Below are 19,881 nucleotides of genomic sequence, written 5' to 3'. Positions count from 1 at the left end.
CGGCGGGTGGCTGCCCGGCGGCGGGCCTAGGCGGCCAGGCCGCCCCGTGTTTTCCGGTGTGGCCGGCGCTTCGCCCTGGCAAGGCGGGAATGGGCGCCGGCAAGGACTTCGCTGCCGTCCGGCACGGTACTGTCCGAATCCAGGTGCACGCCATGCTCAACCAGGACACTGGACCCGATCCGCGAATGGCTGCCGATGTGGACGCGGTTGCCAATAACCGTCCCCCGGCCGATGCGTACGCCGTCACCGATCACCGTGCGGTCACCGATGATGGCGCCACGGTCAATCCAGCTGCCGTGGCCGATCAGGCACCCGGCACCCACCTCGGCGCCATGTTCAATGTAGGTCATGGGTCCAATGCGGGCGCTGTCCGCAACCTTGGCTCCCGGCGCGATGAGCCCGCCGCCATTGTCGTGGCGGGCGTACCGGGTGACCTTACCGGCGTCGTCCTCAACTGACACAAACTTTGCGGTCATACCGTCCCTCGATTACGCCGCGGTTATTTACCGCGCAGTAAGTTAACGGCCGGGAGGGCGGGAGGATTCCCGGATGTACGGGCCCGATGGGCTACGCCACCAGGTTGGCCGCGGCGGTGTCCATGTGTTCCAGGATGGTCTTTCGGGCCAAGGTGGCGTCCCCGGTGTCGATAGCGCCCACGATGTCCTTGTGGCGGTCAACGCTCATGTTGCTGACGCCCTTTTCCAGGCCCGCGAACATGATGGACATCCGGATGGAGCCCTCCAGCGATTCCCAGGAGTGGAGCAGGGTTTCGTTGCCCGTAAGCCGGCAGAGGGTGCGGTGGAACTCGAGGTCGGACTCGATGCGTTCCTCCAGGGTGCCGGTGGTGGCTGCCGTCATGGCGTCGATGGCTTTGTGCAGCGACTCTGTGACGTGCTGCCGGTCCGGGAGTTCGCAGAGAGAGCGGGCGGCGAGGGATTCCAGCGCGGCCCGGACAGCGTAGATATCCCGGATTTCCTTCTCGTCCAGGTGACGCACGGACAGGCGTCCGCGGGGGCCGGCGGACAGCAGGCCCTCCTGTTCCAGCTGGCGCAGGGCTTCGCGGAGCGTGCCGCGGCTGATCTGGAGCATTTCGGACAATTCGGTTTCCACCAGGTGCCGGCCCGGTTCCAGCTCACCACTGGTGATGGCGGTCCGCAGAGCCGAGAGTGCCTGCTCGCGCAGGCTTTTCTTTTCCAGTCCCAGCAGTGGGGCGGTCAGTCCGGCCATGGCTTCTGTCCTCAATGTCATAAGTCGACTGTTTACAGTCGATACTGGATTAGATATTACGGCAGAAAGCACGGCGCCGGCGGGGAACCGGTGCCGTGCTTTCTGCAGTGGTTTCCTGTCCTAGCCGAGTTCGGACAGGACCTTGGCCACGATGCGGTCCACGGACAGGCCGTACCGGTCGTGCAGGGTGGGCAGGGCGCCGGCGTCGAGGAACTGGTCCGGAAGACCGATGGGCACCACGCGCTTGCCCACTCCGGCCGTGACGACGGCGGAGGCCACGGTTTCGAACAGGCCGCCCACCACGGAGTGGTTCTCCAGGGTGACGGCGAGGCGGTCCGTGTTGATTTCCTTGAGCACGGTTTCGGCGTCGAACGGCTTGATGGTGGGGGTATGCACGACGGCGACGTCCACGTTGTGTGCCGCAAGGGCCTTGGCTGCCTGCAGGGCGCGCATGGTCATCAGGCCGGAAGAAATGAACACCACGTCGTTGCCCCCGCGGAGGACCTTGGCTTTGCCAAGTTCGAACGTGTAGTCGTATTCGTCCAGGACCGTGGGGACGTTGCCGCGCAGCAGCCGCAGGTACGTGGGGCCTTCGGAGGCGGCAAGCTGCGGGACGGCCTGTTCGATGTCGATCGAGTCGCAGGGGTCCACGATGGTCAGGTTGGGCATGCCGCGGAAGATCGCCATGTCCTCGGTGGCCTGGTGGCTGGGGCCATACCCGGTGGTCAAGCCGGGGAGGCCGCCCACGATGTTCACGTTCAGGTTTGGTTCCGCGGCGTCCAGGCAGAGGAAGTCGTAGGCGCGGCGGGCGGCGAACACGGAGTAGGTGGACGCGAACGGTACCAGCCCGGTCTCGGCCAGGCCGGCCGCTGCGCCGAAGAGCAGCTGCTCGGCCATGCCCATCTGGAAGAACCGCTCCGGGAACGCCTGGGCAAAGATGTGCATGTCCGTGTACTTGCCCAGGTCCGCGGTCAGGCCCACGATCTTGTCATTTTCCTGTGCGGCATTGACCAGGGCATGCCCGAACGGGGCGTTGGAGGTCTTCTGGCCCGGGTCGGCGAATGAGGCGATCATCGCCGAGGTCTTCAGCTTCGGCTTGGCGGGTGGTGCAGCGGCCGCCGCGGTGTCGGGGGCCTCGGTGGTGGTGCTCATGCTGAAGCCTTTCCTTCGTAGCCGGCAGTGAGCTGCTCGCGGCAGATCTGCCATTCGTTCTCTTCGATGCGCATGAAGTGCGCCTTTTCACGGTTTTCCAGCAGCGGCACGCCCCGGCCAACCTTGGTGTCGCACAGGATCACGGAGGGGCGTCCGACGGCGGTGGCCTGGGCGGCCGCGTTGTCGAACGCTGCGAGCAGCGCACCGACGTCGTTGCCGTCCACGCGCTGGGTGTACCAGCCGAACGATTCCCACTTCTCGGTCACCGGCTCGGTGCGGAGGACCGTGTCCGTCTTGCCGTCAGCCTGCAGGGCATTGATGTCCACCATGGCGGTGAGGTTGCCCAGCTGGTGGTGGTGTGCACCCATGGCCGCTTCCCAGGTGGAGCCCTCGTCCAGTTCGCCGTCGGAGAGGAAGTTGAAGATCCGGGCGGACGAGCCCTGGCAGCGCAGCCCCAGGGCCATGCCGACCGCGATGGTCAGGCCGTGGCCCAGGGAGCCACCGGAGATTTCCATGCCGGGGGTGTACGTGGACATCCCGGACATCGGCAGCCGGGAATCGTCCGAGCCGTAGGTCTCAAGTTCCTCTACGGGGACGATTCCGGCTTCGGCGAGGGCTGCGTAGTGGCCGATCGCGTAGTGGCCGGTGGACAGCAGGAACCGGTCGCGGGCGTCCCAGTGCGGGTCCTCGGCGCGGAAGTTCAGCTGGTCCCCGTAGACGGTGGCGAGCATGTCCGCGGCACCCAGGGCCTGGCCCACGTACCCCTGGCCCTGCACCTCTCCCATGTTCAGGGCGTGGTGCCGGATCCGGTAGGCGGCAGCGCTGATTTTCTCCAGCCGTTCGGGTGTTACTGCGGTCGGCAGTGTTTTTTCCTGCGGGGCGGCGTCCTGGACGGTGTCTGTAGGCATTGCTGGCTCCGTGGTCGTTTCGTGAGTGGTGGTCATTCAGGCGTTGACGGTGTTGGGGGTGCTTTTGGTGGCCTCGTCAGCCAGTTCGCGTTCCCGCTGGCCCCAGGTTTCCCGGGTGGCGATGGCGGCCCACAGGCCGATCAGGGCGTAGGCGCCGAAGAGCAGGGCCGGGCCCATCCAGCCGAAGCTGACAAACAACAGGGTGGTGATGAAGGGGGTGAATCCGGACACCATGGCCGAGATCTGGTAGGCCAGGCTGGCGCCGGAAGCGCGGGTCTTGGCCTGGAAGAGCTCTGGGAACCAGGCGCCCTGGGCGCCGGCCAGGGAATTCTGGCAGACCGCGTAGGAGATCACGATGGTGAGGATGATGGCGATGAACATTCCGGTGTTGACCAGCAGGAACATCGGAATCGCGAACAGTGCGGCGAAGGCCGTGGACCAGACGTAGAGGGGACGGCGGCCGATGCGGTCTGTCAGGGCGGCCCAGGCCTGGGTGGCGAAGATTCCGATGGCCGAAGCGATGCAGAGCGCGATCAGGGTCTGGCTCTTGTCCGCCAGGTGCTGGCTGTTGATGTAGGAAATCATGTAGGTGATGGACACGGCGTAACCGGCGGTTTCGGCGATGCGAAGGCCGATGCCCTTGACGATGTTGCGCCAGTCGGTCTTGATGACCTCCACAATGGGTGCCTTGACGATGGCGCCGCTGTCCTTGACTTCGTCAAAGACCGGGGACTCGGGAACCTTCGACCGGATCACCAGGCCCACGGCCACCAACAGGATGCTGGCCAGGAACGGGATCCGCCAGGCGAGCTCGCCGCCCAGCTGGACGCTGAACAGGAAGGTAAGGTTGGCCAGCAGCAGGCCGACGGGGAAGCCGGCCTGGACGATGCCGGTGTACTTGCCCTTGGCCTTCCAGGGGGCGTGTTCGTAGCTCATGAGGATGGCGCCGCCCCACTCAGCACCGAAGGCCAGGCCCTGGACGATGCGGACGAATACCAGCAGCGCCGGGGCCAGCAGCCCGACGGCCGCGTAGGTGGGGAGCAGGCCGATGGCGAAGGTTGCCAGGCCCATGAGGATGAGGGAGGCCACCAGGACCGGCTTGCGGCCTACTTTGTCGCCGAGGTGGCCGCCGATGATGCCGCCAAGGGGGCGGGCTGCGAAGCCGACGCCCAGGGTGGCGAAGGAGGCCAGGGTGCCGGTGACCGGATCGGTGCCGGGGAAGAATGCAGTGCCGAAGTACAGTGCGGCAGCGGTGCCGAAGCCGATGAAGTCATACGTCTCAATCACGGCCCCCACGCCGGATCCGATGGCAACTCGCCGGGCGTCCTTGGTGCCGTGGACCGGGCCGCGCATGGTCAGAGCATCTTTGCTCATGGTGGTTCCCTTTCGAAAAGCGGCTGAAGGAGGTCGGCCGCTGTCGACTGTTAACAATTGATGGACACCAGTGTGACCCACATCATTATGACTGTCAACAGTCGACTTTTAGAGTTGACTGTTGACAGTTGACGTCCGTATTGTGGTCTCCATCACTACCGCCCGGCACGAATCAAAGGATCAATGATGTTCCACTCCCGACTGGGGTGCTCGTCCATCAGCTTCCGGCACCAGGACCTGGGCGCCGCCCTGCGGACCATGAAGGGGCTGGGCTTCGAGGAAATCGACCTGGGCGCCCTGCCCGGCGTCTGCAACCACGTGCCCTACGAGCTCACCGCGGATGCGGTGGATACTGTCTCCGCCGAGGTCATTGCCTCGGGCCTGCGGGTCCGCTCCGTGAACGGCGATATCGGGGACTTGAACAAGGTGCTGGACGACGAGGGCCGGGCTATGCGGGACCGCCACCTTGACGCCCTGCTCACCTTGACGGCCACCATCGGTGCGAAGGCACTGGTCCTGCCGTGCGGCGCCCTGGACCACACCCCGGTCCGGAGCGTTGACGAGGACCTGGACCTCGTTGCCGCCCAGCTCATGGGTGCCGGACAGCGGGCGGCGGAGTTCGGCGTCGAACTCTGGACTGAGTCGCTGCACTTCCTTCGGTTCTGCTGGAACCTGGAGCGCGCAGGACTGCTGGCCGACCGCCTGGCCGGTTCCGGCGTCGGAATTGTCATGGACTTCAGCCACATTGTCGCCTCCGGCGAAGACATCCAGGCCTACCTGGACCGGCACCGGGGCCGCATCAGCCATGTCCACCTGCGCGACGCCGTGCCGGGGAACATCAACCTCCGTATCGGCAATGGGGACGCCGACTTCGCCGGCGGCCTGAAAAGGCTCGCCGCCGATGGCTATACGGGCCACTTCTCGCTCGAACTCGAAACCCGGGACGTCACCAACGACGAACGCCCCGCCGCCGCCGCCAAGGCAGCAAGCTTCATCACCGACCTCATCTGAGCCCACCCCCTCCATCGATTGCTCCGTAAGTGTCGTTTTGAACGTCCAAAACGACACTTACGGAGCAATCGATCCGATAAAACAATTCAAGGAGCACCACCATGACCACCATCCAGCGCACCGCCGTCCTCACCGGAGCAACATCGGACCGCGGCATCGGAATCACCACGGCCCGCCGTTACGCCCGTGACGGCTGGGGCATTGTCATCCTGGACCTCGACGGCGAAAAGTCCGCCAAGGTCGCCGCGGAAATCGGCAACGAATTCAACGTCCCCGCCTTCGGCCACGAGATCGACGTCGCCAACGAAGCCTCCGTCATTGCCGCCCAGGCCGCCGTCGCCGCTGAAGTGGCCGCCGGCAACCTCCCGCCCGTCGGCGCCCTGGCCAACATTGCCGGCATCACCTCGCCCATCCCGTTCCTGGAGACCACCCTCGAGCTGTGGCACAAGGTCATGGACGTCAACGCCACCGGCACCTACCTGGTGACCAAGGCCTTCCTGCCGGACATGATCGACAACGGCTGGGGCCGGATCGTCAACATGTCCTCCGTGTCCGCCCAGCGCGGCGGCGGCGTCTTCGGCAAGGTCCCCTACTCCGCAGCAAAAGCAGCCATCCTCGGCTTCACCAAGGCTCTGGCCCGCGAGCTCGGTACCACCGGCGTCACCGTCAACGCCATCACCCCCGGCGCCGTGGACACCAACATCCGCGTGGGCAGCACCGAGGAGCAGGAGGCGGCCATCAACGCCGGCATCCCGCTGGGCCGCAATGCCACCACCGAGGAAGTGGCCGCCGTGATCGCCTTCCTGTCCTCCGAGGACTCGGCGTACCTCACCGGCACCACCATCGACATCAACGGCGGCAGCCACATCCACTAGGACCCCAAACTGCCGGCGGAAAGCGCCAAGGGAGCCGATATGAAGCCCTACCCCTATTCCGACTGGCACCGCCTGATCGGCGTACCGGTGGAGATCCGCTTGGACTCGAAGCTGGTCCGGGGCGGCGTGGTGGATGAGGCCAGGCCGCGCCCGGCCGCGCTGTGGCTCGCCGCCGATGCCGGCGGCGGCCGGGAACTGTTCACCGCCGCAGAAGGGTACGAGGCGTGGATCAGGCTCCGGGAGCCGGGCGGAAGACTCTGTTAAAAAATGGCCGCCGCCCGGCTGCACAGTGCTCCTAGACTGGGGTGATGATCACAGTCACCGGAAGTGTGGAAACCAACCTGTCCGCCGAGAAGGCCTTTGCCTTCATGCGTGAGTTCGAAAACACCCCCAAGTGGGACCCCAACACCCCTGTCATGGACAAGATCACGCCGGGGCCGGTTGCCGTGGGCCACAAGTACCACGCCGAGTCCGAGTTCCGCGGAAAGCGCCAGACCCTGGTCTATGAGGTCATCGAGCTGACGGACAACCACATCAAGCTGCGCGGCGAGAACAAGACCGTCACCTCGTTCGATTCCATCGATGTCAGCCCCAGCGGGGCAGGCTCGGTGGTGAAGTACACGGCCGAGTTCAGCATCCACGGGCCGGCCAAGATCATCCAGCCGCTCCTGAAGCCTGCCTTCAATTCCCTTCGGGATCCCGCGTTGAACGGGATCCGGGACACGCTTAACGCGCTGGCAGCGGCCTGACGGCTTCGAAGAACTCCCGGAGCTCCCGGCGCGGATCGTCCTCCAGCCGGGTTTCGTCGCCCAGCACCAGGGTGCTGCGTGCTTCGCCATATTCCGGCCATGCCGTGCCGGCAGCCACCGGTGTTCCCGTGCCCGCGAAGGCCGCCCAGGCGTCACTGATGGTGTCGCCAAGGGCTGCCGGAGCTTGGCCCCTGGTGAGGAACGCGGCCTCCGGTGCGTCCAGGTGCCGGAAGACGAAGGGGATCTCCAGTGCGTGGCAGGCACCCAGTTTTCCGCCCATGGCCGGGCTGCGCCATGTGAACAGGTAGGCAAGGGTCCTTCCGGTGCTGTTCTGTGCTGCCAGTTGGCGCGCTGCCAGGAGCCTGTTGGTGGGTTGGCGGTAGACGGAATCGGCGATGGCGGCCTCCAGGAGTTCCTTGCCGGCAGGTTCCCGTGACAGCACCCGGGCCAGCGCCTGCGTGTACCCGGACGCGTCTCCGGGCGGAACCCCCGCACCGGCCAGGACGGCAGCAGCACGGGCAGGGTAGTCCGGGTCGCTTGCCGCCGGCGGGCGCATCTGGACAGCGAAGGAGCCCTCGTTGAGGTTGGTCCCGGCCAGCAGGTCCACCCTGCTGTTGAGCCCGGCGAGGATGCTCTCCAGCGGCGGCACTGGCAGCGATGGAGTCCCCACCGTCGGCTGGAAAGGAAGCGGCACGGCAAACGTTTCAGTCGCGAGCCGCTTCTCCAGGGCGGCCTGGGCCGCCAGCAGGCGCTCCATGGGGAGGGCCGTGAGCTCCCTCGCCGACGATTCATCCAGGCCGCACAGCTCCAGGAACCCGGCGCTGATGCGGGCCGATCCCTCCGGCTGCCGGTACCGTTCCGCCGTGCCGCTCTGCATGATGGCCCGGCGGAAGAGCCCCTCCGACGCCGGCATGCCCAGCAGGGTGCCGATCGCTGCCGCGCCCGCGGACTCGCCGAAAACGGTGACGTTGCCCGGGTCGCCGCCGAACGCGTCGATGTTCCGCCGGACCCAGCGCAGTGCCTCCACCTGGTCCAGCAGGCCCAGGTTGCCCGAGTCTTCATACCCTGCACCGAGCAGGTCTGCCAGGTGCAGGAAGCCCAGGGCGCCCAGGCGGTAGTTGACAGATACCAGCACCACGCCCGCTGCGGCGGCGAGCCGGGCGCCGTCGTACATGCCGTCACTGTTGGCCCCCGAAAGGTACGCGCCGCCGTGGATCCACACCATCACCGGCCTGCCGGGGCCGCCCGTCCCGGGTGTCCAAATGTTCAGGTTGAGGCACCCGTCCTCGCTCCAGGCGCGCGGTTGGAGGCCTGGGGGAGCGGCGGATTCCGGGTTCTGCGGCGCGGCAGGACCCGGAACCGTGCAGTCCAGCTCCGCGGTCCACGGGTCCGCCGGAACCGGCGCCCGGAAGCGGTTTTTCCCCGACGGCGGCGCGGCGTAGGGAATGCCAAGGAACCGGTGGACGGTGGTCCCGTCAATTTCCAGCCGGCTGCCGTGCAAGGGGCCGCTGGGCGTAGTGAGGCGCGTCATGGTTGACAGCGTACGGTGTCCGCACAGGTAGGCTGTCATCACCGTTCGGCAGTGGGCGGCCACGATGATGTGGAGTTTAACCATTGTCCGGAGGTAAGACCCGTGCCGAACGCCGACGTCCCTGCATACGGGGACTTCGCAGACGTTGCCCTGCACCTTCAGGAATCGTTCCTGCACAACATGGAGGTGGAGGCCCTCCTCCGGGACCTGGCCGAGTACGCCGCCACCCGGCTGGGCGCCCAGGGCCAGGAATGTTCCTGCGAAATAACGGTGCTCCGGCCCAAGAAAACCCCAGCGACCGCCAGCAGCAGGCCGGGCGCTGCGCTCATCACCCCGCTGGAACTGCACCATGGCGACGGGCCGGGGCTGACTGCGATGCGCACTGCCGGCACGGTGCTGATGGCTGACCTGCGGAGTGACCTGCGGTGGCCGGAGTACGCCACGGCGGCCCGGCAGCAGGGCGTCCTCTCGGTGCTCAGCATCCCGGCGGACCTGGAAGGGGACACTAAGGGAGTCCTGACGCTGTACTGCTCACATCCTGTTGCCTCAGGAAGCGACGGCATTAGCGCTGCCGAGGCTTTCGTGCGGCGGGCTTCCAAGGGCCTGAAACTTGCCCTTCGCATGCTGAAGCTGGAAGAGACCAGGGACGGTATGAGCGCCGCCATGCAGACCCGCACCGTCATCGACCTGGCAACGGGGGCCGTCATGGCACAGAACAGGTGCAGCCAGTCTGCTGCCTTCAAAGTCCTCCGGGACGCGTCCAACAGCCGGAACATGAAGCTGCGTGAGGTTGCCGCCGCCGTGGTCGCTTCGGTGGCCGGCGCCGGGGAGACCTTCACCTACTTCGACGAGTAGGGGCCGTTCCGGTCCGGATCGCACGGCTCAGGCTGGAAGCGGAACAGGGAAAAGCTGCTGAGGGGAGCGCGCAGCGGCAGCCCCTCGTCCGCGCAGTATTCGTTGACGGCCAGGGCCAGCGCGTCCCGTTCTTTGGGGGACAGGGTGGCCTGGCCGGCGCAGTAGTCGCGGATGTGCTGCTCCGAGGCATCGCCGCCCAGCCCAACGAACGCCAGCCACAACCGTGCCACATCCAACCGGTGCTCCTGGATGACAGCAACGGTCAGGGCTTGCTGGTCAACGGCATCCATCGTCCCGTCCTCGCGTTGGCAACACTCCTACTCTTGGTCTTCGGAACGATGGGCCAGATGGATGGGAAAAAATTCAAAAAGTTTTTAAGCCTGCGAAAATGGGGCCATGTCCCTGCGCACCTACCCCGTCCGGCGGCTGGCGGAGGACCCGGCCAACGTCCTGGACCGTGCATGCTGGCCGGCCGTGCTGCCGCCGGTTTCCCAGGTCCTGGACCAGGGGCTGGACCTGGGTCCTGCCACCATCCTCGTGGGCGAGAACGGGTCGGGAAAATCCACGCTGGTGGAAGCCCTGGCGCTCGCCTACGGCCTGTCGCCCGAGGGCGGGTCGACAGGCGCCCGGCATGCCACCCGCCGCACCGAATCCATCCTTGGCGACCATCTGCAACTGGTCCGGAACGCAGGCGCCACCCGCCGCGGCTACTTCCTCAGGGCCGAAACGATGCACGGGTTCTACACATACCTGGAGCAGAACCCCAGCACCTCCCTCCCGGACATCGCCTTCCACGACATGTCCCACGGGGAGTCCTTCCTGCAGCTGGCCGCTGACCGGTTCACCGGCCCCGGCCTGTGGGTGCTGGACGAACCGGAATCGGCCCTGTCCTTCTCCGGCTGCCTGAGCCTGCTGTCCGTCCTGAAGGACCTGCTCGCCGACGGCAAATCCCAGGTGGTGATGTCCACCCACTCCCCGTTGCTGGCCGCCCTTCCCGGCGCCACGATCCTCGAAGTGGGGCCTTGGGGTTTACGGCCCCGCACTTGGGAGGACCTGGAACTCGTGGCGAACTGGCGCCGGTTCATGGACTCGCCGCACCGCTACCTGCGCCACATCTAGGCCCGGAGGACCTTCGCCCCTAGGCAGCCAACCCGCCCACGCAGTCAACTTGAGTGTCTGGACCGGACAAGCACAACAGGAGGCAGGACCATGGGCGCATGTGATGTCTGCGGCAGCACCGAGGGCCGCATGTTCACCGTCAATATGGGGAACCAGACGGGCACCTTCGACAGTTTCGAATGTGCCATCCACATGATGGCTCCCGCATGCGAGCACTGCGGCTGCCGGATCCTGGGCCACCCCGTTGACAGTGAAGCCGGCATTTACTGCTGCCTTCATTGTGCAAAGGAAGCAGGGAACCCGCACCAGGCCGCGAAGGCCGGGCATACGGCGGTGGCCGTACCGGCGCACGGCAACGCGCCGGGCCAGGGCTAGCCCTGCGGGACAACATCACACGAAGAAAGGAACGCAGTGGCCGGCAGCGGAAGCTTCAGGATTGTGGTGGGCGTGGACGGATCGGACCAGTCCCAGGCCGCCATGGATTGGGCCATGGAGGAAGCACGGCTGCGTGGGGGCGAAGTCCAGGCGGTGACAGCCTGGAGCTTCCCGTACGTCAGCGATGCCCTCGGCACCGCCTGGGACTACGACATCTTCCAAAAGGACGCCGAAGCCATCCTCAAAGCTGAGCTTGAGCGCGTCAAGGACCACGGCGTGCCGATTACCGGACGCATCGTGGAAGGAAACCCTGCCTCGGCCCTCATCGATGCCTCCCGGGATGCGGATCTGGTGGCCGTCGGTTCACGCGGCCACGGTGGCTTCACCGGAATGCTGCTCGGGTCCGTGTCCCACCAGACCATCCATCACGCGCATTGCCCCGTGCTGATCATCCGTGGGCAGGGCGCGGACTAAGGCTCTCCACGCATCCTTCCTTCCAGCGAATGGAATCCACCGCCCGGCAGGGCGGTGGCGCTGCAAGGCTTGCATCATGGACATGATTCAGGTCGAGCCCCGGTGCCGCGTGATAATCGACAACGACTTTGCGGGGGACCCGGACGGGCTGGTGGCCCTGGCCCACCATGCGATGTCGCCCGCCAACAGGATCGCCGGTGTTACGAGCTCACTGACCAACCCGATGTTTGGACCGCCCCAGGGTATGGCGCAGAAAGGCGCGGATTTGGCGGCCGATTTGCTCCGGGTGCTGAAGCGGCCGGACGTGCCGGGCGTGCAGGCCGGTCCGGACACTCCCTTCACCGGGCACGTCCGCGGCAATGCTGCCGCCCGGGCCATGGTGGACGCCGCGGCGGCTGGAGGAGAGCTGCCCCTGGTCCTGGTCTGTGCCGGCCCGCTCACCAACGTGGCCGACGCGCTCCTCCTGGATCCCGCCGTCGCTTCTTCCCTCACCCTGGCCTGGGTGGGCGGAGCAGCAGCGAACGGGGAGGAGTACAACTACTTCACGGATCCCGCTGCCGCGGACTACGTCCTGGGCAACCGGGAACTGGCGGTATGGCAGTTCCCGGCAGAGACCTACCGGCAGGTTGTTGCCCCCGTGGCTGAACTGGACCGTGCGTTCCGGAACACCGGGCCGGCCGGCACCTGGTTGTGGGAGCTTTTCAACAGCCTTGAGGTGCCGGATTTCGTGAAGTTCGGGCCGCTCTGGTGCCTGGGCGACAGCGCGCCCTTGGTGGTCACCGGGCTCGACGACGTCACGTCCACCTACGTCCAAACGTCCGCTGAACCCCAAAGGCGCACCTACACCTCCGTGGACACCAGGCTGATCATGGCGGACTTTGTCGCGAAGCTGGGGTTGCAGGCGTAACGGCGTGCCAAAGCAAATGGCCCGGACTTCCACGTGGAAGTCCGGGCCATTAGTGGTCTCAGGCCGGCTGCGGTGCCGCTGCCCGGGCGTGCTGCCGGGCAAAACCGCCCAGCCACCGTGCGCTTTCCTTGGGCGTCCGCTCCTGGGTGGAACGATTGACGGCGATCAGGCCGAACTTGGGCCGGTAACCAAAGATCCACTCGAAGTTGTCGAAGGCCGACCAGGCGATGTAGCCCCGCACGTCGATGCCGTCGGCAAGGCAGGCGGCCACGCCGTCCACCGCTGCCTCCAGGTACGCCACGCGCTGCGTGTCATCGTCCGTGGCCAGCCCGTTTTCGGTGACCATCACCGGGATGCCGGCAACGCGCCACGCCTCCCGGACGGTGGCCTCCAGGGCCTGCGGGTAAATCTCCTCGCCCATCCCGTTGGTGGGCGCGCCCTCCGGTGCGGGGGCGTGGCCGTCCGGGCCGTACACGGTGCGGCCGTAGGTCTGGATGCCCACGAAGTCGTCACCGCGGGAGGCTTCCAGGAACCGTTCGTTGACCTCCCGGCGCACCCGGTCCGCGGTTTCCTCGCCGCCGGGGATGGACTGGATGTCCGAGTTGGCCAGGGTCCAGCCCACCTGCAGCTCCGGGCGGTGGGCCTTGATGGCTGCGGTGGCCGCCTTGTGCGCCGCAAGTTTGACGTGGAAGCCGGCCTCCGTGGAGCAGAACTGGAAAGGGGCCACCGTACCGGCGTCCACGCCAAGGCGTTCCGCGGCGGCTGCCCACATGGGGACATTGCCGCGGTTTTCCGGCGCTTCGCCGCCGATGCCAAACGATGCCAGCAGCCATGGAAGGTTGGGTTCGTTCAGGGTGCAGGCGACGCCGATAAGGTCACCCAGGTGCGTCATCACGCGGCTGCAGTAGCGCGCGAACAGCTCCGGCGTGCGTTCGCCCTCCCAGCCGCCCAGGCGGAGCAGCCAGAGCGGCGACGCGAAGTGGTGGAACGTGACTACCGGCGTCAGCCCGTGCTCGTGGCAGGCCTCGAGTACCCGCCTGTAGTGGTCCAGTTCGGCCACCGAAAAGTGGCCCTCTTCCGGCTCGATCCGGGCCCACTCCAGGGAGAACCGGTAGCTGGTCAAGCCCAGGCCGGCGATCAGGGCGATGTCCTCACGGTAGCGGTGGTAGTGGTCCACGGCGTCCCCGGAAGGCTCCGCGAAGATGGTGCCCGGAAGGTGCTCCAGGAACCAGACATCGCTGGTGACGTTGTTGCCTTCCACCTGGTGGCCGGCGGTGGCCACGCCCCAAAGGAAGTCGCGCGGAAATGGGTTGGTCATCGGGGGATTCCTCTCATGATGGACGCGCGGCGGCGTCCAGGCCTCACTGCCTGCATCCATCCTTCCGCCCGGCGTGACCGGGGCCACAATACCTTTTCAATCAATGACATTCTCATGTCTGGCGCCTGCGGCTCCGCCCGATTCTTGAAGGGAGCCGGCGAGCAGCCAGCCCCCTAAAACCGTTCTTCCGTCATCACATCAGACTGCAAAGGCGCATTACATGAAACTTCCGAACTCCACCGCCCGTGCGGGCGCAGCCGTCCTGGCCGGTGCCCTGCTGATGGGTTCATTGGCAGCCTGCGGCGGCGGGTCCAGCCAGGCCGCAGCGAAGGCTGATGCGAGCAGCCTGACCCTGGCCATCGACAGCGATTCTGCCTCCTTCGGCTACGACCCCCTGCGCGTTGCTGCAGCCCAGCGCCAGTTCTTCGAGGGCCTTTACGACAGCCTGATGACCCTCCAGCCGGACGGCTCCACGGGCCCCGGGCTGGCCAAGGACTTCAGCTACAACGCGGACAACACCGTCCTGACGCTCAACCTCAAGGACAACATCACGTTCACGGACGGCTCCACGCTTGATGCGGCACTGGTCAAGGCCAACCTGGACCGCCGGTCCGACCCCGCCCTGACCGCTTACTCCGCCGTCGCCAAGGGCGGCGCCCAGGAGATCACGTCCGTGGACGTGGTCAGCCCCACCCAGGTGACCCTCACCTTCGCCAAGCCGCAGCCCGGATTCGAGAAGAACCTGGCCTCCACCACCGGAATGATCGTGGGCAAGAACGGTGTCACGGACACCGCCAGCCTGGCTGCCACGCCGGACGGTTCCGGCCCCTACACCCTTGACCCCTCCACCGTGAAGGGCAACAAGTACGTCCTGGTGAAGAACGACAAGAGCGCTGACGCTGCCAAGTACGCCTACAAGAAGGTTGTCTTCAGCGTGGTCCTGGACCCCCAGGCCCGCGCCAACGCCCTGGTCTCGGGCCAGGCCGACGTCGCGATGCTGACGTCCTCCACCGTGGACTTCGCCAAGTCCAAGGGTGTCGGCGTTTCCCAGGCCGGCGGCACCGTCAACACCATGATCTCCTTCGATAAGATCGGCAAGACCGCCCCGGCCTTTGCGCAGGAAAAGGTCCGCCAGGCCATCCAGTACGCCATCAACCGCCAGGCCCTGGTGGACGCCCTGCACAAGGGTGACATCCCTGCCTGGAATGCCCTGCCCAAGGACTCTGCCGGATTCACCAAGGACCTGGAAACGAAGTTCGCGTACAACCCGGACAAGGCCAAGAGCCTGCTGGCCGAGGCCGGCTACCCCAACGGCTTCGAGTACACCATCATCGCCGGCGCCCAGACCCAGACGGACCTGCAGGCCGTCCAAAAGGACCTCGCCGCCGTCGGCATCACCATGAACGTGAAGATGGCCGCCTCCACCGACGAAGCCTTCGCCGCCGTCGCCACCACGCCCCTGGGCTACGCCCCGCTGAACTGGGACAACCCCGTGGGCGTCATGTACGGCGTCGTCCTCAATGGTTTCACCAACGTGCAAAAGGCCACCGATGACCAGCTCAGCGCCGCCACCGGCGAGCTGGCGGCGGCCAAGGACGACGCTGCCGTGAAGGCTGCCGCCACCAAGCTGAACACCCGGCTGGTGGAGTCCGGCTGGATGATCCCGCTCTACGAGGCGCTGACCAACCAGGGGTACAACACCAAGAAGGTAGCCCCGGTGAAGTTCGCCGGCACCAACGCCTACCCGCTCCTTTCGTCCTACACGCCGGCTAGCTGATACCCGCACCTTCCCGGGCGGCCGCAAGGCTAGGGCCGCCCGGGAAGGTGCTGACCGATGGAGGTCACCATGGCACTATTCATCACCAAGCGCCTGCTGATGGCGCTGGCCACCGTGCTGGTGGTCGCCGTCCTGGCATTCCTGCTGGTGCACGCGATGCCGGGCAGCCCGGGCGCCGTGTCCCTCGGCGCCGGTGCGTCCCAGGAAGCCATTGACGAGGTCAACCAGCGGATGGGTTGGAACGATCCACTGCCCACACAGTTCATCACCTGGCTGGGTTCGGCAGTGCAGGGCGACCTGGGCGTCTCGCTCATTGATGGCCGCTCCGTCAGCGCAGACCTCGCCAGCCGGCTGCCCGTCACGGCATCCCTCGCCGCCGGTGCCACACTCCTCAGCGCCATCCTGGGCATCGCCCTGGGGGTGACCGCCGCGGTCCGCGGAGGTTTCCTGGACCAGGTGATCGGCGGCTTCGTGGGCCTGCTGGTGGCCCTGCCGGCGTTCTGGGTGGGCGTCCTCTTCGTCTACCTGTTCGCCGTCCAGTCCTCTATCTTTCCGGCCACCGGCTACGTGCCGTTCGAGGTTTCGCCGCAGGACTGGGCCCTCTCCCTGGCGCTGCCGGTGATCACGCTGGCGGTGGGCGGCGCCGCCTTCATTGCCCGCCAGACCCGGGCGTCCATGCTCGAGGCGCTGCAGCAGGAGCACATCCGCACGCTGCGCGCCACGGCCACGCCCACCTGGAAAATCCTCTACGTCCATGCCCTGCGCTACGCCAGCCTGCCCATTGTGGCCGGCATCGCCCTGCAGTTCATCGGCCTGTTCGGCGGCTCCGTGATCGCGGAGCAGCTGTTCGCCATGCCCGGGCTGGGCCAGGCCGTCCAGACCTCCGTCAGCACCCACGATGCTCCCGCCGTCCAGGGCGTAGTGGTGATCGCCACCGTGGTGGTGGTCGCCGTCAACCTGGTGCTGGAGCTGGCCACCAAGTTCCTCGACCCGAAGTTGCGTGCCTCATGATCCCCACAGTTTCCCCGGCCTCCGCGGACGCGGACCAGGCAGGAAGTACGACGACGGCAGACGCCTCCGTGCCCGGCGCAGGCAAAGCTGCACCCACCAGGCTGTCCAGGCACCGGCTCCTCGGTTCACCCGGCGCGGTGGCCGGCCTGCTCTGGCTCGTGGCCGTGGTGGCGGCATCACTGACCGCGCCGCTGTGGCTGCCGTTCAAGACCGAGGACCAGGATTTCACCGCCGTCCTGTCCGGCCCCACGCCCGCCCACTGGCTCGGCACCGACGAACTGGGCCGCGACATCCTCAGCCGGATCTTCGCTGCCGCCGCAGGCACCCTGGGAACATCGATGCTCACGGTGATTGTCGGCGTCGGGATTGGCACCATCCTCGCCATGGCGGCCGCCGGTGGCGGCGAGCGGGTGGAAGGTGTCATCAGCCGTGTCACCGAGATCATGATGTCCTTGCCCGGGACCGTGATCATCCTGGCCGTTATTGGCGCCGTGGGCACCAACATTCCCATGGTCATGGCCATCCTGGGCATCCTGATGTCCGCCGGGATCTACCGGGTGATCCTGGGCCAGGCCAAGTCGTTGCAGTCCCAGCTCTATGTGGACGCGGCGAAGGTGGACGGCGTCGGACCGCTGGGCATCAGCCTCCGGCACGTGCTGCCCGGCCTTGCCAACACCATTGTGGTGCAGGCGGCCCTGATTTTCGCCGTCGGCATGCTCATCCAGGCCGGCCTGGCCTTCATCGGGTTCGGCCCGCCCATCCCGCAGCCCAGCTGGGGCGGCATGATCCAGGGCGCCTCCCAGCACGTCTACGACGCCCCCTGGATGATGGTGCCCACGGGGGCCGTCCTGGCACTGACCGTCCTCTCCGCCAATGCCATCGGCAATGCCCTGGGCAAGGCGCCCAATGCGGCCGCCCCGCACCTGCCCTCCGCCGCGTCCCGGCGGCAGCGCGCCAAAGCCGTTGCCGCCATTGCCGCCGCAGCGCCGGGCGGGAAGGAAAAGGACGACGCCGGCATTCATTCCGGTGCGAAGGGCACGCTCAGCGTCCGCAACCTGTCCGTCGGCGTCGACAGCGCGGGCGCGGGCAACGGCGTCCGCCTGGTCACCGGCGTCTCCTTCGACGTCGAACAGGGCACCGTCCTGGGCCTGGTGGGTGAATCCGGCTGCGGCAAAACCATGACGGCGCTGTCCCTCCTGGGCCTGCTGCCCTCCGGCGTATCCGCCACCGGCGGCCAGATCCTGTGGAACGGAAAGAACCTCGCGGCCGCCACGGACAAGGACATGGAAGCCATTCGGGGCCGTGACATCGCCCTGATCAGCCAGGAGCCCATGCGCGCCCTGGACCCGATGTTCACGGTGGGCTACCAGCTCACCGCAACCATCCGCCGCCTCCGCGGGATGGGCAAAGCCGACGCGCGGGTGGAGGCCCTGGCCCTGCTGGAGAAGGTGGGCATCGTTGACGCCGCCCGGATCCTGAAGACGTATCCGCACCAGATCAGCGGCGGCATGGCCCAGCGCGTGGCCATCGCCCTTGCACTCTCCGGCCAGCCGAAACTGCTGGTGGCGGATGAGCCCACCACAGCCCTGGATGTCACGGTCCAGGCGGAGATCCTGTCCCTGCTCCGGGCCCTGGTGAAGGACACCGGAATGTCCGTGGTGATGGTGACGCACGATCTGGGCGTGGTGGCGGACATCTGCGACCAGGTGGCCGTGATGTACGCCGGGCAGGTGGTGGAAAACGGGAAAACCCAGGCCATCCTGGACAACCCGCGCCACCCCTACACCCTGGCCCTGCTCGCCGCCGACCCGCACGCCAACGACGGGGACGCCATGCCGGAACGCCTGGCCACCATCAGCGGCCAGGTTCCCCAGCCCAAGGACTGGCCCGCCGGCTGCCGCTTCGCCGCCCGGTGCCAGTTCGCCGGGTCCGCCTGCCTGGAACCGGTCCCGCTGCTGCCCTCCGGCGCCGGCGACGGCCTGGTGCGCTGCGTCAAAGCGGACCAGCTGGCCGTCGAGGGCATGGACTGGCTGGCCACGGACCTGCCCTCCGCCCGCGCACTGGAGGTCACCCCCAAGGGTGGCACCCGCGAACTGAACACCCCACTTTCCGGCATCGTTGAAAAGGACCTGGCATGAGCACCGCAGTCACGGAACGCCGCGATACACCGCCCTCTGCCGCCGGCACCCCCGTGCTTGAGGTCAAGGACCTGGTGGTCCGTTACGGCCGGGGCCGCAAGGCAGCCGCCGCACCCGCCGCCGTCGACCACGTCAGCTTCAGCATTGCCCCTGGCGAGACCGTGGGATTGGTGGGGGAGTCCGGCTCGGGAAAATCCACCATCGGCAAAGCCATCCTGGGCCTGCAGAAGGTCTCCGGTGGGTCCATCACCTACCAGGGCCGGGACATCACCGCCGCCAATGCCGCCCAGCGGCGGGCGCTGGGCGGGGAACTGCGCGCGGTCTTCCAGGACCCCAACTCGTCGCTGAACCCGCGCAACACCATCGGCGCTTCCCTCGGCGAACCGCTGCGGCTCCGCGGTGTTTCCGCCACCGAGGCGCGGGCCAAGGCGGAGGACATGCTGGAACGTGTCGGGCTGCCGCGCGAAGCCGTGGACCGGTACCCCAGCCAGTTCTCCGGCGGCCAGCGGCAGCGCATCTCCGTGGCCCGTGCCCTGATCTGCGACCCCCAGCTGGTGGTCTGCGACGAAGCCGTCAGCGCACTGGACCTCTCCACCCAGGCACAGGTGCTCAACCTCCTGGCGGACCTCCGCGACGAACGCGGCCTGAGCTACCTGTTCATCGCCCACGACATCGCCGTGGTCCAGTTCCTGGCCGAACGCGTGGTGGTGCTGTACCGCGGACAGGTGATGGAAACCGGTCCCGCCGTCGCCGTCACCGGCAGCCCGAAGCACCCGTTTACCCAGGCGCTCGTTGCCGCGTCTCCCGTGCCGCGGCCGGCCGAGCAGGCCGCGCGCCGCGAAGCCCGCGAAGCGCTGGGGGTCCGTACCGGTGCCGCAGCCGTTCCCGGCTCCGGCGGCTGCCCGTTCCGGCTCCGCTGCCCGCTCGCCACGGACCTGTGCGCCACCGAACGGCCGGCCCTGCGCCGCGTGGGCGCGTCGGACGTCGCCTGCCACTATGCCTGAGCGGACCGCCGCCGGCAGTTCCGGACGTGCAGCTTCCTGCATCACCTCAAAGACACCACCCAACCCAGAAGGGGAG

At 67.1% G+C, this 19,881-nt stretch carries 21 protein-coding genes; 13 read left to right on the top strand and 8 right to left on the bottom strand.

The window, feature by feature from the left end:
* Window positions 1–26: 26 nt before the first annotated feature.
* The 5 genes from HNO81_RS09455 to HNO81_RS09435 form a co-directional block, all read right to left on the bottom strand.
* Window positions 27–476, bottom strand: coding sequence for a DapH/DapD/GlmU-related protein (locus HNO81_RS09455; protein ID WP_175317874.1), 450 nt, complete (start codon window positions 474–476; stop codon window positions 27–29).
* Between the two features lie 91 nt (window positions 477–567).
* The gene (locus HNO81_RS09450) at window positions 568–1,227 is read right to left on the bottom strand and encodes a GntR family transcriptional regulator (protein ID WP_175317943.1); all 660 of its coding nucleotides are present in this window, start codon (window positions 1,225–1,227) and stop codon (window positions 568–570) included.
* 120 nt (window positions 1,228–1,347) lie between these two features.
* Window positions 1,348–2,379, bottom strand: a complete 1,032-nt coding sequence (locus HNO81_RS09445) for a transketolase family protein (RefSeq protein WP_175317873.1) — start codon at window positions 2,377–2,379, stop codon at window positions 1,348–1,350.
* On the bottom strand, window positions 2,376–3,287 hold the full coding sequence (locus tag HNO81_RS09440; RefSeq protein WP_175317872.1) for a transketolase: 912 nt from the start codon (window positions 3,285–3,287) through the stop codon (window positions 2,376–2,378). Before HNO81_RS09440 ends, HNO81_RS09445 begins: the two co-directional genes overlap by 4 nt.
* Window positions 3,288–3,323: 36 nt before the next feature.
* On the bottom strand, window positions 3,324–4,661 hold the full coding sequence (locus HNO81_RS09435; protein WP_175317871.1) for an MFS transporter: 1,338 nt from the start codon (window positions 4,659–4,661) through the stop codon (window positions 3,324–3,326).
* A gap of 186 nt (window positions 4,662–4,847) precedes the next feature.
* Here HNO81_RS09435 and HNO81_RS09430 point away from each other — a divergent pair, with 186 nt between their 5' ends.
* The 4 genes from HNO81_RS09430 (at window position 4,848) to HNO81_RS09415 (ending at window position 7,296) form a co-directional block, all read left to right on the top strand.
* Window positions 4,848–5,672: a sugar phosphate isomerase/epimerase gene (locus HNO81_RS09430; protein WP_175317870.1), complete on the top strand. Its 825-nt coding sequence runs from the start codon at window positions 4,848–4,850 to the stop codon at window positions 5,670–5,672.
* A gap of 101 nt (window positions 5,673–5,773) precedes the next feature.
* Complete coding sequence (locus tag HNO81_RS09425) at window positions 5,774–6,547, top strand: SDR family NAD(P)-dependent oxidoreductase (RefSeq protein ID WP_175317869.1); 774 nt, start codon at window positions 5,774–5,776, stop codon at window positions 6,545–6,547.
* A gap of 39 nt (window positions 6,548–6,586) precedes the next feature.
* Window positions 6,587–6,811, top strand: a complete 225-nt coding sequence (locus tag HNO81_RS09420; protein WP_175317868.1) for a hypothetical protein — start codon at window positions 6,587–6,589, stop codon at window positions 6,809–6,811.
* 44 nt (window positions 6,812–6,855) lie between these two features.
* Window positions 6,856–7,296: an SRPBCC family protein gene (locus HNO81_RS09415; RefSeq protein ID WP_175317867.1), complete on the top strand. Its 441-nt coding sequence runs from the start codon at window positions 6,856–6,858 to the stop codon at window positions 7,294–7,296.
* Here HNO81_RS09415 and HNO81_RS09410 read toward each other — a convergent pair.
* Window positions 7,274–8,827: a carboxylesterase/lipase family protein gene (locus HNO81_RS09410; RefSeq protein WP_175317866.1), complete on the bottom strand. Its 1,554-nt coding sequence runs from the start codon at window positions 8,825–8,827 to the stop codon at window positions 7,274–7,276. The genes HNO81_RS09415 and HNO81_RS09410 overlap by 23 nt on opposite strands.
* 102 nt (window positions 8,828–8,929) lie before the next feature.
* Here HNO81_RS09410 and HNO81_RS09405 point away from each other — a divergent pair, with 102 nt between their 5' ends.
* Window positions 8,930–9,682: an ANTAR domain-containing protein gene (locus tag HNO81_RS09405; RefSeq protein WP_371818208.1), complete on the top strand. Its 753-nt coding sequence runs from the start codon at window positions 8,930–8,932 to the stop codon at window positions 9,680–9,682.
* On the opposite strand, the gene HNO81_RS09400 is transcribed toward HNO81_RS09405, so the two are convergent.
* Entirely contained in the window at window positions 9,667–9,972 is a 306-nt protein-coding gene (locus HNO81_RS09400; protein WP_175317865.1) for a hypothetical protein, read from the bottom strand. The genes HNO81_RS09405 and HNO81_RS09400 overlap by 16 nt on opposite strands.
* A gap of 106 nt (window positions 9,973–10,078) precedes the next feature.
* Between HNO81_RS09400 and HNO81_RS09395 the strand changes: the two genes are divergently transcribed.
* The 4 genes from HNO81_RS09395 to HNO81_RS09380 all read left to right on the top strand — a co-directional run bounded on the left by HNO81_RS09395 (window position 10,079) and on the right by HNO81_RS09380 (window position 12,557).
* Window positions 10,079–10,801 (top strand): ATP-binding cassette domain-containing protein, encoded by a 723-nt coding sequence (locus HNO81_RS09395; protein ID WP_175317864.1) that lies wholly within the window; start codon window positions 10,079–10,081, stop codon window positions 10,799–10,801.
* A 90-nt stretch (window positions 10,802–10,891) separates the two neighbouring features.
* Window positions 10,892–11,176, top strand: a complete 285-nt coding sequence (locus tag HNO81_RS09390; protein ID WP_175317863.1) for a hypothetical protein — start codon at window positions 10,892–10,894, stop codon at window positions 11,174–11,176.
* Window positions 11,177–11,212: 36 nt separating this feature from the next.
* Window positions 11,213–11,650 carry a universal stress protein gene (locus HNO81_RS09385; protein WP_175317862.1) on the top strand — a complete coding sequence of 146 codons (438 nt, stop codon included), beginning with the start codon at window positions 11,213–11,215 and terminating at the stop codon, window positions 11,648–11,650.
* Between the two features lie 76 nt (window positions 11,651–11,726).
* On the top strand, window positions 11,727–12,557 hold the full coding sequence (locus tag HNO81_RS09380; RefSeq protein WP_175317861.1) for a nucleoside hydrolase: 831 nt from the start codon (window positions 11,727–11,729) through the stop codon (window positions 12,555–12,557).
* 58 nt (window positions 12,558–12,615) lie between these two features.
* Here the strand turns inward: HNO81_RS09380 and HNO81_RS09375 are convergent, their stop codons facing one another.
* A complete protein-coding gene (locus HNO81_RS09375) occupies window positions 12,616–13,875 on the bottom strand; it encodes a glycoside hydrolase family 1 protein (protein WP_175317860.1) in 1,260 nt (419 codons plus the stop codon).
* Between the two features lie 220 nt (window positions 13,876–14,095).
* Here HNO81_RS09375 and HNO81_RS09370 point away from each other — a divergent pair, with 220 nt between their 5' ends.
* The 4 genes from HNO81_RS09370 to HNO81_RS09355 are packed head-to-tail and all read left to right on the top strand — an operon-like array spanning window position 14,096 to window position 19,805.
* Window positions 14,096–15,652, top strand: a complete 1,557-nt coding sequence (locus HNO81_RS09370) for an ABC transporter substrate-binding protein (protein ID WP_175317859.1) — start codon at window positions 14,096–14,098, stop codon at window positions 15,650–15,652.
* A 57-nt stretch (window positions 15,653–15,709) separates the two neighbouring features.
* The gene (locus HNO81_RS09365) at window positions 15,710–16,663 is read left to right on the top strand and encodes an ABC transporter permease (protein ID WP_175317858.1); all 954 of its coding nucleotides are present in this window, start codon (window positions 15,710–15,712) and stop codon (window positions 16,661–16,663) included.
* Entirely contained in the window at window positions 16,660–18,801 is a 2,142-nt protein-coding gene (locus HNO81_RS09360; protein WP_175317857.1) for a dipeptide/oligopeptide/nickel ABC transporter permease/ATP-binding protein, read from the top strand. The genes HNO81_RS09365 and HNO81_RS09360 overlap by 4 nt, the downstream gene beginning before the upstream one ends.
* On the top strand, window positions 18,798–19,805 hold the full coding sequence (locus HNO81_RS09355) for an ABC transporter ATP-binding protein (RefSeq protein WP_175317856.1): 1,008 nt from the start codon (window positions 18,798–18,800) through the stop codon (window positions 19,803–19,805). Before HNO81_RS09360 ends, HNO81_RS09355 begins: the two co-directional genes overlap by 4 nt.
* Window positions 19,806–19,881 lie beyond the last annotated feature (76 nt).

Source organism: Pseudarthrobacter sp. C4D7 (assembly GCF_013359725.1).
Lineage (GTDB): Bacteria > Actinomycetota > Actinomycetes > Actinomycetales > Micrococcaceae > Arthrobacter.
Note: the sequence above shows the minus strand (reverse complement) of the source record. Positions and strands in the feature narration are given on the sequence as shown.

Bases quoted from the DNA above. Each gene is read 5' to 3' on its own strand.
- HNO81_RS09455 (WP_175317874.1), bottom strand. From the start codon at position 476: ATGACCGCAAAGTTTGTGTCAGTTGAGGACGACGCCGGTAAGGTCACC.
- HNO81_RS09365 (WP_175317858.1), top strand. From the start codon at position 15,710: ATGGAGGTCACCATGGCACTATTCATCACCAAGCGCCTGCTGATGGCG.
- HNO81_RS09360 (WP_175317857.1), top strand. From the start codon at position 16,660: ATGATCCCCACAGTTTCCCCGGCCTCCGCGGACGCGGACCAGGCAGGA.
- HNO81_RS09425 (WP_175317869.1), top strand. From the start codon at position 5,774: ATGACCACCATCCAGCGCACCGCCGTCCTCACCGGAGCAACATCGGAC.
- HNO81_RS09435 (WP_175317871.1), bottom strand. From the start codon at position 4,661: ATGAGCAAAGATGCTCTGACCATGCGCGGCCCGGTCCACGGCACCAAG.
- HNO81_RS09355 (WP_175317856.1), top strand. From the start codon at position 18,798: ATGAGCACCGCAGTCACGGAACGCCGCGATACACCGCCCTCTGCCGCC.
- HNO81_RS09445 (WP_175317873.1), bottom strand. From the start codon at position 2,379: ATGAGCACCACCACCGAGGCCCCCGACACCGCGGCGGCCGCTGCACCA.
- HNO81_RS09380 (WP_175317861.1), top strand. From the start codon at position 11,727: ATGGACATGATTCAGGTCGAGCCCCGGTGCCGCGTGATAATCGACAAC.
- HNO81_RS09440 (WP_175317872.1), bottom strand. From the start codon at position 3,287: ATGCCTACAGACACCGTCCAGGACGCCGCCCCGCAGGAAAAAACACTG.
- HNO81_RS09430 (WP_175317870.1), top strand. From the start codon at position 4,848: ATGTTCCACTCCCGACTGGGGTGCTCGTCCATCAGCTTCCGGCACCAG.
- HNO81_RS09415 (WP_175317867.1), top strand. From the start codon at position 6,856: ATGATCACAGTCACCGGAAGTGTGGAAACCAACCTGTCCGCCGAGAAG.
- HNO81_RS09420 (WP_175317868.1), top strand. From the start codon at position 6,587: ATGAAGCCCTACCCCTATTCCGACTGGCACCGCCTGATCGGCGTACCG.
- HNO81_RS09375 (WP_175317860.1), bottom strand. From the start codon at position 13,875: ATGACCAACCCATTTCCGCGCGACTTCCTTTGGGGCGTGGCCACCGCC.
- HNO81_RS09395 (WP_175317864.1), top strand. From the start codon at position 10,079: ATGTCCCTGCGCACCTACCCCGTCCGGCGGCTGGCGGAGGACCCGGCC.
- HNO81_RS09390 (WP_175317863.1), top strand. From the start codon at position 10,892: ATGGGCGCATGTGATGTCTGCGGCAGCACCGAGGGCCGCATGTTCACC.
- HNO81_RS09410 (WP_175317866.1), bottom strand. From the start codon at position 8,827: ATGACGCGCCTCACTACGCCCAGCGGCCCCTTGCACGGCAGCCGGCTG.
- HNO81_RS09450 (WP_175317943.1), bottom strand. From the start codon at position 1,227: ATGGCCGGACTGACCGCCCCACTGCTGGGACTGGAAAAGAAAAGCCTG.
- HNO81_RS09370 (WP_175317859.1), top strand. From the start codon at position 14,096: ATGAAACTTCCGAACTCCACCGCCCGTGCGGGCGCAGCCGTCCTGGCC.
- HNO81_RS09400 (WP_175317865.1), bottom strand. From the start codon at position 9,972: ATGGATGCCGTTGACCAGCAAGCCCTGACCGTTGCTGTCATCCAGGAG.